We start from the raw sequence: 12498 nt of genomic DNA, 5'->3' as shown, positions 1-12498 counted from the left end.
TGAATTCCTGATGGTTATGCAAAGCATGAAAATTATGAATTTGAGTTATTCAATTTAACGCCATAGCATCGTCCGTACAAGCCAAGGGGTCTTTGGCATAGAAAGACGCTGATGAGGAACAGTCTGATGGCTGGTAAAACGCTCTACGACAAACTTTGGGAAGCTCATGAGGTCAAGCGCCGCGATGACGGCTCGTCCTTGATCTACATCGACCGTCATATCATCCACGAAGTGACCTCGCCCCAGGCTTTCGAAGGCCTGCGCCTGGCCAGCCGCCAGCCATGGCGCATCGATGCCAACATTGCCACCCCTGACCACAACGTGCCGACCACGCCTGAGCGTAAAGGCGGTATCGAGGCCATCGCCGACCAGGTTTCGCGCCTTCAGGTGCAGACCCTTGATGAGAACTGTGACGAATATGGCATCGTCGAATTCAAGATGAATGACGAGCGTCAGGGTATCGTGCACGTCATCAGCCCGGAGCAGGGCGCGACCTTGCCGGGCATGACCGTGGTCTGCGGTGATTCGCATACTTCCACCCATGGCGCGTTCGGTGCCCTGGCCCATGGCATCGGCACCTCCGAGGTCGAGCACGTGCTCGCCACACAGTGCCTGGTGGCCAAGAAGATGAAGAACATGCTGGTGCGCGTCGAAGGCCAATTGCCCGCCGGTGTCACCGCCAAGGACATCGTCCTCGCCGTGATCGGCAAGATCGGCACCGCCGGCGGTAACGGCCATGCCATGGAGTTTGCCGGCAGCGCGATCCGCGACTTGTCCATGGAAGGTCGCATGACCATCTGCAACATGTCCATCGAGGCCGGTGCCCGTGTGGGCTTGGTCGCGGTCGACGATACCACCGTCAACTACGTCGAGGGCCGTCCCTACGCGCCAAAGGGCGAGCAGTGGACGCAGGCCATCGAGACCTGGAAAGGATTGGTCTCTGACGCCGACGCAGTGTTCGACACCGTGGTCGAACTCGACGCCGCGCAGATCAAGCCACAGGTGAGCTGGGGCACCTCGCCGGAGATGGTGTTGGCCGTCGATCAGCGCGTGCCTGATCCGGCCGCCGAGCCCGACTTGATCAAGCGTGGCTCGATCGAGCGCGCCCTCAAGTACATGGGCTTGGCTGCGAACCAGGCGATCACCGATATCCAGCTTGACCGCGTGTTCATCGGCTCGTGCACCAACTCGCGCATCGAAGACCTGCGCGCAGCTGCTGAGATCGCCAAGGGCCGCAAGGTCGCCGCCAACATCAAGCAGGCGCTGGTGGTGCCGGGCTCGGGATTGGTCAAGGCCCAAGCGGAGCGCGAAGGGCTGGACAAGATTTTCCTCGAGGCCGGTTTCGAGTGGCGTGAACCAGGTTGCTCGATGTGCCTGGCGATGAACCCGGACCGCCTGGAAAGCGGCGAGCACTGCGCGTCCACTTCCAACCGCAACTTTGAAGGTCGCCAGGGCGCCGGTGGCCGTACCCACCTGGTCAGCCCGGCCATGGCCGCCGCCGCCGCAGTGACCGGCCACTTCATCGATGTCCGCGAGTTGATCCAAGGGAGCGCAGCATGAAAGCCTTTACCCAGCATACTGGTATTGTCGCACCTTTGGATCGAGCCAACGTCGACACCGATCAGATCATTCCCAAGCAGTTTCTCAAGTCGATCAAGCGCACTGGCTTCGGTCCCAACCTGTTCGACGAGTGGCGCTACCTTGACGTCGGCCAACCATACCAGGACAACAGCAAGCGCCCGTTGAACCAGGATTTCGTGCTCAACCATGCGCGTTACCAAGGAGCCAGCGTGTTGCTGGCGAGGGAGAACTTCGGTTGCGGCTCTAGCCGCGAGCATGCTCCGTGGGCACTCGATGAGTACGGTTTCCGCAGCGTGATCGCGCCGAGCTTCGCCGACATCTTCTTCAACAACAGCTTCAAGAATGGCCTGTTGCCGATCATTCTCGACGCCGCCGAAGTCGACGAGCTGTTCAAGCAGGTCGAGGCCAACCCGGGTTACCAGTTGACCATCGACCTCGACGCCCAGGCCGTGACCCGTCCGGACGGAAAAGTGCTGAAGTTCGAGATCGATGCATTCCGCAAGCACTGCCTGCTCAACGGCCTGGACGATATCGGCCTGACCCTGCAGGACAGCGACGCGATCAAGGCGTTCGAGGGCAAGCACCGCGCCAGCCAGCCGTGGTTGTTCCGCGATTGATCGAAGGCCTCATCACCACGCGTGGAAGCGGGCTTTCCCCGCGATGAGGTCCGTTGGACACTGAGTTTATCGGCGCGCCGACAGGGCGCGCCGCTTGATTGGATAGAGGAAAGCATGAGCAAGCAGATTCTGATTCTCCCAGGTGATGGCATCGGTCCGGAAATCATGGCCGAGGCGGTCAAGGTGCTGGAACTGGCCAACGACAAGTTCCAGCTCGGCTTCAGCCTCACCCACGACGTGATCGGTGGTGCGGCCATCGACAAGCACGGCGTGCCGCTGGCCGACGAGACCCTGGAGCGTGCGCGCCATGCTGACGCGGTTCTGCTGGGCGCCGTGGGCGGTCCGAAGTGGGACAAGATCGAGCGTGACATCCGCCCGGAGCGCGGCTTGCTGAAGATCCGTTCGCAACTGGGCCTGTTCGCCAACCTGCGCCCTGCCATCCTTTACCCGCAGTTGGCCGACGCCTCGTCGCTCAAGCCAGAGATCGTCGCTGGCCTGGACATCCTTATCGTCCGCGAGCTGACCGGCGGCATCTACTTCGGCGCGCCACGCGGCCAGCGCGAGCTGGAAGGCGGCGAGCGCCAGGCGTACGACACCCTGCCGTACAGCGAAAGCGAAGTGCGCCGCATCGCCCGCGTCGGCTTCGACATGGCCCGTGTACGCGGCAAGAAACTGTGTTCGGTGGACAAGGCCAACGTCCTGGCTTCCAGCCAGCTGTGGCGTGAAGTGGTCGAGGAAGTGGCCAAGGACTACCCGGACGTCGAGCTGAGCCACATGTACGTCGACAACGCCGCCATGCAGCTGGTGCGCGCGCCCAAGCAGTTTGACGTGGTGGTGACCGACAATATGTTCGGCGACATCCTGTCGGATGAAGCTTCCATGCTCACCGGTTCCATCGGCATGCTGCCGTCGGCGTCGCTGGATGCCGACAACAAGGGCATGTACGAGCCGTGCCACGGCTCGGCGCCGGACATCGCCGGGCAGGGCATCGCCAACCCGCTGGCGACCATTCTCTCGGTGTCGATGATGCTGCGCTACAGCTTCAACCAGACGGCCGCCGCCGAGGCGATCGAGCAGGCGGTGAGCCTGGTGCTGGACCAGGGCCTGCGCACTGGTGACATCTTCTCCGAAGGTTGCCGCAAGGTCGGTACGCAGGAAATGGGCGACGCAGTAGTCGCAGCGCTGCGGAATCTGTAATCTCTCTGGCCCGCCACCCAAAACTCCCGGTGGCGGCCCACTTTTAGCAAAGGTGTAGTTGCGATGAAACGTGTAGGTCTGATCGGTTGGCGTGGAATGGTCGGTTCCGTGCTTATGCAGCGGATGCTCGAAGAGCAGGACTTCGACCTGATCGAGCCGGTGTTCTTCACCACCTCCAATGTCGGTGGCCAAGGTCCGGCGGTGGGCAAGGACATTGCGCCGCTCAAGGATGCCTACAACATCGAAGAGCTCAAGACCCTCGACGTCATCCTCACCTGCCAGGGCGGCGACTACACCAACGAAGTATTCCCCAAGCTGCGCGAAGCCGGCTGGCAGGGTTACTGGATCGACGCGGCCTCCTCCCTGCGCATGCAGGACGACGCGGTGATCATTCTTGACCCGGTCAACCGCAAGGTCATCGACCAGCAGCTGGATGCGGGCACCAAGAACTACATCGGCGGCAACTGCACCGTCAGCCTGATGCTGATGGGGCTGGGCGGCCTGTTCGAAGCCGGCCTGGTCGAGTGGATGAGTGCCATGACCTATCAGGCGGCTTCCGGTGCCGGCGCGCAGAACATGCGTGAGCTGATCAAGCAGATGGGCGGTATTCACGCGGCGGTCGCCGACGACCTGGCCAACCCGGCCAGCGCCATCCTCGACATCGATCGCAAGGTGGCCGAGGCCATGCGTGGCGAAGGCTTCCCGACCGACAACTTCGGCGTGCCGCTGGCCGGCAGCCTGATCCCGTGGATCGACAAGGAACTGCCGAACGGCCAGAGCCGCGAAGAGTGGAAGGCCCAGGCCGAGACCAACAAGATCCTCGGGCGCTTCAAGAGCCCGATCCCGGTCGATGGCATCTGCGTGCGGATTGGCGCCATGCGTTGCCATAGCCAGGCGCTGACCATCAAGCTGAACAAGGATGTGCCTTTGGCGGATATCGAAGGCATGATCAGCCAGCACAACCCTTGGGTGAAGCTGGTGCCGAATCAGCGTGAGATCAGTATGCAGGAGCTGAGCCCTACCCAGGTGACCGGGACCCTGAACGTGCCGGTCGGGCGTTTGCGCAAGCTGAACATGGGGTCGCAGTACCTCGGGGCCTTCACCGTTGGTGACCAGTTGCTGTGGGGGGCTGCGGAGCCGCTGCGGCGGATGTTGCGGATTCTGCTGGAGCGGTGATCTGGGTGGTTTGAGTTTGGATTTTGAAGGACCCGTGTTGCGAGAGTGATGCGGGTTTTTTTATTGGTGCTAGATTGGTTGTTGGTTGTTTTGATTTTTTTATGCGCATTCATTTGAGATGTTGACGCTTATTCACCTTTCCGCCCTTACGGCGGGTCCCTTTTTGAAGGATCAAAAAGGAACCAAAAAATCCTCGCTCCATTCATCCGGCCCTCCGCTTCGCTCCGGGTTCCCTCACTCCGGCCTTGCTCCCGGGAGGACCGCGCTGAACACCCCATCCTGGGGCGCAGCGCTTGACGGGCATCCATGCCCGTCACCTCCCTCCGCAAGACCTGCGTTCGGCCTCCTGAAGTCGCGAAGTTACGGGCGGCGCCTGCACTAACGCAGCTAGTCTCTAGTTGCCATCGTGGGAACTCTAGATAAACACCGCGGGGCAAACCCGCTCCCACCATAGTTTGACTAAGTTATTCAACGTGGGAGCGGGCTTGCACCGCGATGGCGTAATGAAAAACAACATAACATCCACTAACAAACAAAAATCTCTGCTCTTGATCTGCTCTTGATCTGCTCTTGATCTGCTCTTGATCTGCTCTTGATCTGCTCTTGATCTGCTCTTGATCTGCTCTTGATCTGCTCTTGATCTGCTCTTGATCTTGCTTCTAAGTGCGCGATAGTTCAGGCGCCACCGATTGCGACTTCAGGAGGCCGAGTGGAGTTCTTGCGTAGTGGGGCGACGGCCATGGATGGCCGTCGAGCGCTGCGCCCCAGGATGGGGCGTACAGCGCGGTACCCACGGGAGCAAGAACGGAGCGAGGGAACCCCGGAGCGAAGCGTAGGGGCCGTATGAATGGAGCGATGTACGGATCACCCACATGGGTTACACAAAAGTTCACTCACATAGGTGACGACACCTTGAGTGTTACATAACCATCAGTGGCATCCCGCACATCGACTCTGCCAAGGATGATGGGACCGAAAATAACATCCCAGACGCCATCCCCAACCTGCTCCAGTCCAATGGTCTGGTGCTTGAGCACATAACCTACGTAGATCCTCAAGCCCCGGCGATTGATGATGCCGGAGCTATCAGCCGGCAAGCTCTCGATATGACTGGGATAGGTCATTTCGGGGAGCTTTTCAGGGAATGGGCGTGGAGATGGCTGGTAGCAAGACGCCGGTGTTTTCTGCTTCAGCGCTTCATGCAAGCGCTCGTGATTGTAGTGCTGCCGAAAGCGATCAAAGTGCCGTTGTTGAGCCTCCCAGGCCACTGCCGGCGGCGATGGGAGCGTGCTTTTGAGCGTTCGATGCATGCGCTCGTGGCGGCCATTTTGTTCAGGCCGACCAGGCGCAATGCGCTCGGGAATGATGCCTAGACGCAGCCACCAGATCGACAGCTGAGAAAGTCCCGCACGCCCCTTACTGGCAAACGGCACACCGTTATCGGTACGAATCCGCTCAGGCAAACCATTCTCTCGGAACACTTGGGTGAAAACGGCCTGGGTTTCCAGCAGGTTGGTATTGGGCATGCTGTGGCAGGCGAGCAGGAAACGACTGGCGTGATCCATGATCGTCAGCGGATAGCACCAGACGCCTGCACCTGTCAGAAATTGACCTTTGTAGTCCGCACTGAACAGCTGGTTAGGCGACTCGGCCTTCTCCAGGGGCTTGGGATAGACCGCTACACGCTGACGTAAGCGGCGTGGTTTGACCAATTGGGCTTTCTTGAGGATGTTGTAGATCGCTGTCTTCGAGGGCGGCGCCTGATCAGGGAAACGCTCCTGCAGCGCAGCCTGGATCTTTTTCGGCCCCGGTTCCGTTTCGCCTCGACTGCGCAATTCGATGATGGCTTCGCGAACTGCGGCGGGTACGACCCAATCCTGGTTCAACCGGCGGCGGCTGCGTTCTTCCAGCCCCGAAGGCCCCTCTTTCTCATATCGCTCGACCCATTTGTAGCCGGTCTTTCGGCTGATCTCGTAGGCCTGGCACAGGGCGCTGAAGCTGGGCGGCCCCTGCAGGTAATCCGCAATGAAAAGCATTTTAAGGTCCATAGGTTTCAGCTCTCGCCAAGGCATGGTCAGATCCTCGAAAACCGACCCTGCCAGTTAAAGACTGTTACCTATGTGCGTGAACTGATTTGTAACCCATGTGGGTGAGTCATACCGCCAGGATTTTTTGGTTCCTTTTTGATCCTTCAAAAAGGGACCCGCCGTAAGGGCGGAAAGGTGACTAGATGTCGACATCATCTCCGAATGCGCCTAAAAAATAAAAACCAACACCCTGATATCCGAATCCGAATCCGAATCCGAATCCGAATCCGAATCCGAATCCGAATCCGAATCCGAATCCGAATCCGCCCCTACCTCCCACTCCACAATCCAAGTAAAGTGCCGCTCCCCCGCCGTACCCCCTGGAAAAGGAACCGATCTCATGACCCCCAAAGCCCTGGACGTAGCCGTAATCGGCGCCACCGGCACAGTAGGTGAATCCCTCGTCCAGATCCTCGAGGAAGTTGCCTTCCCGGTCTCCACCCTGCACCTGCTGGCCAGCATGGAATCCGCCGGCAGTAGTGTCATGTTCGCGGGCAAGAAACTGAAGGTCCGTGAAGTGGACAACTTCGATTTCTCCCAGGTCAGGCTGGTCTTCTTCGCCGCCAGCCCAGCCGTCAGCCGCAGTTTCGCGCCGAAAGCCATCGCCGCCGGTTGCGCGGTGATCGACCTGTCCGGCGCCCTGGACGGCGCCACCGCGTTGGTCCCGGAAGCCAACGGCGAGCGCATCACCGAACTCGCACAGCCCGCACTGATCACCAGCCCGAGCGCCGGCGCAGTGGCCCTGGCGGTGGCGCTGGCGCCGCTCAAGGGTTTGCTCGATATCGAGCGCGTTCAGGTCAATGCCTGCCTGGCAGTTTCGGAGCAGGGCAGGGAGGCCGTCAGCGAGCTCGCCCGGCAGACCGCCGAACTGCTCAACGCACGCCCTCTGGAGCCGCGCTTCTTCGATCGCCAGGTCGCCTTCAACCTGCTCCCTCAGGTCGGGACACCCGATGAACAGGGCCACACCAATGTAGAGCGCCGTCTGGTGAATGAACTGCGTCAGGTATTGGACCTGCCGCAACTGAAGATTTCCGTGACCTGCATTCAAGTCCCGGTGTTTTTCGGCGATAGCTTCAGTGTCGCCGTGCAAAGCCGTAATCCGGTCGACCTGGTGGCCGTCAACGCCGCGCTGGAGGCTGCCGACGGCATCGAGCTGGTCGAGCCGGGTGATTATCCGACGCCTGTGGGTGACGCGGTGGGCCAGGACGTGGTCTATGTTGGACGTGTACGCCACGGTGTCGATGAAGACCAGCAGCTCAATCTCTGGCTGACCACCGACAATGTGCGCAAGGGCGCGGCGCTGAACGCCGTGCAGGCGGCACAATTGTTGATAAAACACATGGCGTAAAAGATACTGCGAGCTATTTTGTCCTGCACCGCACCAGGGTTTTCGGGACGTTTCATACAAGGGAAGAGTTCATGCTTCGAATTCGCAAACTGGTTCTGGCCATCGCGGCAGCCTCGGCGCTGTCGTCCGGGGTGGCGAACGCTCTGGGGTTGGGTGAGCTGACCCTCAAGTCGGCGCAGAACCAGCCGCTGGATGCCGAGATCGAACTGCTCGACGTGCGCGACCTCTCCGCGGCGGAAATGGCGCCAAGCCTGGCGTCGCCGGAAGAGTTCGCCAAGGCCGGGGTGGCCTTCCCGCCTTATCTCGAAGACCTCACCTTCACGCCAGTGATCAACCCCAACGGCAAGAGCGTGCTGCGGGTCACTTCCAGCAAGGCGCTGCCGGAGCCGGTGGTCAAGTTCCTGGTCCAGGTCATGTGGCCCCAGGGCCGCCTGCTGCGCGACTACAGCGTGCTGCTCGACCAAGCCCAGGCCCAGGGCAGCCAACCGGCCCCGGCGGGCATCAACCCGGCTGTCAGTGCGGGCAGCTACACCACCAAGCGCCGTGACACTCTCTGGCAGATCGCCGCGCGCAATACCAACGGCGGCTCGATCCAGCAGACCATGCTGGCCATCCAGGCGCTGAACCCGGATGCCTTCATCGGCAACAACATCAACCAGCTCAAGACCGGCCAGGTGCTGCGCCTGCCCGATCAGCAGCAGGTGCAGAGCATTCCCCAGGCCCAGGCCAACCGCGAAGTCGCCGAGCAGTACGCCGCCTGGCGCGAAGGCCGCCGCCTCGGTCCGCGTGCACGGCAGCTGGATGCCACCCGCCGTGGCGAGGCTGGCGCGGCCCCCGCGCGCATCGCCCAGGGCGACAACCTGCGCCTGGTGGCTCCGGGCGGCAAGGGCGCGGCCGGCGAGGCCAAGGCGCTGGGCGACAAGCTTGCCGTGGCCCAGGAAAGCCTCGACACCAGCCGGCGCGACAACGATGAACTCAAGAGCCGCATGGCCGACCTGCAGAGCCAGCTGGACAAGCTGCAGCGCCTGATCGAGCTGAAGAACGACCAGCTGGCGCGTCTGGAGGCCCAGGGCGCCGCGGCGCCACAGGCACCGGCAGCGGCGCTGCCGGGCGAGCCGGCTCCGGCGCAACCTGCGGTGAACGCGCAATTGACCCCTGCCGAGCCGGTGGTCGCCCCGGCGCCTGCCGCGGCCGACACCGCGCCACAAGACGCGGCAGCCGAGGCATCGGCCAGCGAAGAGCCGGGCATGCTCGACCAACTGCTGGGCAACCCGCTGTTGCTGGGCTTGATTGCCGGTTCCGCATTCCTGGTGCTGCTGTTGCTGTTGCTGCTTCTGGCCCGCAAGCGCAAAGCCCAGCAGGAAGCTGAAAAACACCTGCGCATGGCCCGTGCGCTGGCCGAGGATGGTGAGCGTGGCCCGGACCTGGACCTGCCGCCGAGCAGTTTTGAAGGTCTGGATGTGTCGGCGCCAAGCGTGACCCTGTCGCCTGCGGTAGTGGCGGCCTCGGCCGCTGCGGCCGTTGCGGCAGAAAAACCTGCGGTGCCTGCCGACGTCGTTGCTCCGGCGGCTGATCCGCGCGCGGCGTTGCTGGCCGAGGTGGATGAAAGCCTGGTCCGTGGTCGCCTCAACCACGCCGCCGACCTGCTCGAAGCGGCGGTGGCCTCCGAGCCGCAGCGCAGCGATCTGCGCCTTAAATTGATGGAAGTCTACGCACGTCAGGGCGACCAGGACGCGTTCGCTGGCCAGGAACGCAAGCTGGCGGTCAACGACACGAACCAGGCCGAGGTCGCCGCGCTCAAGGAGCGCTTCCCGGCCATGCTGGGTGTCGCGGCGGTGGCGGCAGGCGCTGCCGGGGCCGCGGCCCTGGCAGCCGAGTTGGATGAGCAGTATGTCCAGGATCTCCTGCAGGACAAGGAGCTGGAGCTGGGTGAAAGCGCGCCGGAACTCGTCGTGGAGCCGGTCGTGGCGGCCGAGCCAGAGCCTGAGCCTGTGGTCGAAGAGGCCGATCTGGACAGTGCCTTCGACCTGAGCCTGGACGATGACCTGCCGGCAGATGACCACCTCGACATGGTCGGTCTCGAGGATCTGGTCGTCGAGGCGCCCGAGGCCGAGGCTGCACCCGCCGTTGCCGAAACCGATGCCGACGACGACTTCGAGGCACTGCTCGCCCAGGCGCAGGCGACACCGCAAAATGTCGACGACTTGGCCGAATTCGACCTGGATGTCGCCGAAGACCCGGTGGCTCCGACCGGCAGCGAGGAAGCCCCGGTGGACGTGGCGGCCGAGCTGGCGGCCTTCGAGGCCATTCCGGAGTTCGATCCGATTTCCGAGCTGGAGCTGCCGGACGACTTCGACCTGTCGCTGTCGCTGGACGACGACTCGCCGGCGGCGAAGAACTTCGCCTCGGAGCTGGACGACGTCAACGCCGAGCTCGACAAGCTGTCGCAGAACCTCGAGACCCCATCGGTTGCGCAGCCATCGTTCACCGCCGAGGACGCTGCGCTGGAGCCCGAGCCGCTGGACGACCTGGACTTCGACTTCTTCTCCGGCGCCGACGAGGTGGCCACCAAGCTCGACCTGGCCCGCGCCTACATCGACATGGGCGACCATCAGGGCGCCCGTGACATCCTCGACGAAGTAGTCAAGGACGGTGACGACAGCCAACGCCAGGAAGCCAACGAGATGCTCTCACGCCTGGTCTGACGCAAAGCTGTACATCGCGGGGCAAGCCTGCTTTCACGCAAGACGTGGGAGCGGCCTTGCCCCGCGATCATTTCGGCCCCTGCACGGTTTGCCGGTATACTCCCGCCTTTCGTTTCATCATCAGGTTTGCCGCTCTTGGACATCATCGATACCGCCGCCGCCGAATCGGCTGCCGAAGGCTACACCCGCATCGCTTTGGGCGTGGAATACAAAGGTTCGCGCTATCGCGGCTGGCAACGCCAGGCCAGCGGCGTGCCGAGTGTCCAGCAGGCCCTGGAACAGGCGCTGTCGACGGTGGCCAACGAACCTATCTCGGTGATCTGCGCCGGGCGCACCGATGCCGGCGTCCATGGCTGCGGGCAGATCGTGCATTTCGACACCCGCGCCGTGCGCGACGAGCGCGCCTGGACCCTGGGCACCAACTTCAACCTGCCCCACGACATCAGCGTGGTCTGGTCGGCGCCCATGCCTGCGCACTTCCATGCCCGCTTCAAGGCCACCGCGCGGCGCTACCGCTATGTGATCTACAACGACCCGATCCGTCCGGCGCACCTGGCCGAGGAAGTCACCTGGAACCACCGCCCGCTGGACGTCGAGCGCATGGCCGAGGCCGCGCAATACCTGCTGGGCACCCATGACTTCAGCGCCTTCCGCGCCAGCCAGTGCCAGGCCAAGTCGCCGATCAAGCACATCCACCACCTGCGTGTGACCCGGCATGGGCGGATGATCGTGCTGGATGTGCGTGCCACCGCGTTCCTGCACCACATGGTGCGCAACATTGCCGGCGTGCTGATGACCATCGGTGCCGGCGAGCGTCCGGTGGAGTGGGCCCGCGAGGTGCTGGAAGGGCGCAACCGCCGTGACGGCGGGGTAACCGCGCACCCTTACGGTCTTTACCTGGTGCAGGTGGAATACCCGGAAGAATACGCGCTGCCGCAGCGTTACATCGGCCCACACTTTCTTACTGGCTACGAGGCGCTGGCGGACTGACGGGGCACAGGTCATTTGCTACCATCGACGCTTTCCCGATCACTCAAGGTTCGCTGTCCATGAGCAATGTTCGCAGCAAGATCTGCGGGATTACCCGCATCGAGGATGCCCTGGCCGCGGTCGAGGCCGGCGCCGACGCCCTCGGTTTCGTCTTCTATGCGAAAAGCCCGCGGGCGGTGGACGTGCGTCAGGCGCGTGCGATCATCGACGCGCTGCCGCCGTTCGTGACCACCGTGGGGCTGTTCGTCAACGCCTCGCGCTGCGAGCTCAACGAGATCCTCGAAGTGGTTTCCCTGGACCTGCTACAGTTCCACGGCGATGAAACCCCGGCCGATTGCGAGGGCTACCACCGCCCCTGGATCAAGGCCCTGCGGGTGCGCCCGGGGGATGACCTGGAGGCCGCCTGTCGGCACTACGCTGGCGCTCGCGGCATCTTGCTGGATGCCTATGTGCCGGGCGTGCCGGGAGGAACCGGCGAGGCGTTCGACTGGTCACTGATTCCGCAACACCTGAGCAAGCCGATAATCCTTGCCGGTGGCCTGTCGGCCGACAACGTCGCCGAGGCCATTCGCCAGGTGCGCCCGTACGCGGTGGACGTCAGCGGCGGCGTGGAGCAGGCCAAGGGCATCAAGGATGCGGCAAGAATCGAAGCCTTCATGCAGGCGGTCAAGCGCGCGTGAACGCGGATGTGACGGCTGGCCGCGCGCCATCGTCCATAGCTTTCGCAGCCCGGTGCTGCCAGGCCGCGCCAGAGCGCGGGGCGTGCCGGGGAAGAATTGGAGGTGGGGCGGCCCGAG

The 12498-nt window shown here is 62.7% G+C and carries 9 protein-coding genes; 8 read left to right on the top strand and 1 reads right to left on the bottom strand.

The annotated features are described in order from the left end of the window. The first annotated feature begins 126 nt into the window (after nucleotides 1-126). From leuC to asd, 4 genes are all read left to right on the top strand, one after another. Nucleotides 127-1560, top strand: a complete 1434-nt coding sequence (leuC, locus tag LU688_RS19505; protein WP_094012469.1) for a 3-isopropylmalate dehydratase large subunit — start codon at nucleotides 127-129, stop codon at nucleotides 1558-1560. After that, nucleotides 1557-2198, top strand: coding sequence for a 3-isopropylmalate dehydratase small subunit (leuD, locus tag LU688_RS19500; protein ID WP_094012470.1), 642 nt, complete (start codon nucleotides 1557-1559; stop codon nucleotides 2196-2198). The genes leuC and leuD overlap by 4 nt, the downstream gene beginning before the upstream one ends. A 114-nt stretch (nucleotides 2199-2312) precedes the next feature. After that, entirely contained in the window at nucleotides 2313-3395 is a 1083-nt protein-coding gene (leuB, locus tag LU688_RS19495) for a 3-isopropylmalate dehydrogenase (RefSeq protein ID WP_023630513.1), read from the top strand. Nucleotides 3396-3458: 63 nt separating this feature from the next. Beyond that, on the top strand, nucleotides 3459-4571 hold the full coding sequence (gene asd / locus LU688_RS19490) for an aspartate-semialdehyde dehydrogenase (protein WP_023630514.1): 1113 nt from the start codon (nucleotides 3459-3461) through the stop codon (nucleotides 4569-4571). An 893-nt stretch (nucleotides 4572-5464) separates the two neighbouring features. On the opposite strand, the gene LU688_RS19485 is transcribed toward asd, so the two are convergent. Continuing rightward, nucleotides 5465-6643: an integrase core domain-containing protein gene (locus LU688_RS19485; protein WP_104443889.1), complete on the bottom strand. Its 1179-nt coding sequence runs from the start codon at nucleotides 6641-6643 to the stop codon at nucleotides 5465-5467. A gap of 355 nt (nucleotides 6644-6998) precedes the next feature. Here LU688_RS19485 and LU688_RS19480 point away from each other — a divergent pair, with 355 nt between their 5' ends. The 4 genes from LU688_RS19480 to LU688_RS19465 all read left to right on the top strand — a co-directional run bounded on the left by LU688_RS19480 (nucleotide 6999) and on the right by LU688_RS19465 (nucleotide 12381). Next, nucleotides 6999-8006, top strand: a complete 1008-nt coding sequence (locus LU688_RS19480) for an aspartate-semialdehyde dehydrogenase (RefSeq protein ID WP_038706539.1) — start codon at nucleotides 6999-7001, stop codon at nucleotides 8004-8006. Between the two features lie 71 nt (nucleotides 8007-8077). Beyond that, nucleotides 8078-10711, top strand: a complete 2634-nt coding sequence (locus LU688_RS19475; protein WP_160290886.1) for a FimV/HubP family polar landmark protein — start codon at nucleotides 8078-8080, stop codon at nucleotides 10709-10711. Nucleotides 10712-10846: 135 nt separating this feature from the next. After that, nucleotides 10847-11701 carry a tRNA pseudouridine(38-40) synthase TruA gene (gene truA / locus LU688_RS19470; RefSeq protein WP_023632367.1) on the top strand — a complete coding sequence of 285 codons (855 nt, stop codon included), beginning with the start codon at nucleotides 10847-10849 and terminating at the stop codon, nucleotides 11699-11701. 59 nt (nucleotides 11702-11760) lie between these two features. Further along, nucleotides 11761-12381 carry a phosphoribosylanthranilate isomerase gene (locus tag LU688_RS19465; RefSeq protein ID WP_038706537.1) on the top strand — a complete coding sequence of 207 codons (621 nt, stop codon included), beginning with the start codon at nucleotides 11761-11763 and terminating at the stop codon, nucleotides 12379-12381. Nucleotides 12382-12498 lie beyond the last annotated feature (117 nt).

The sequence above is a fragment of the Pseudomonas soli genome, from assembly GCF_021283165.2.
Lineage (GTDB): Bacteria > Pseudomonadota > Gammaproteobacteria > Pseudomonadales > Pseudomonadaceae > Aquipseudomonas > Aquipseudomonas soli.
Note: the sequence above shows the minus strand (reverse complement) of the source record. Positions and strands in the feature narration are given on the sequence as shown.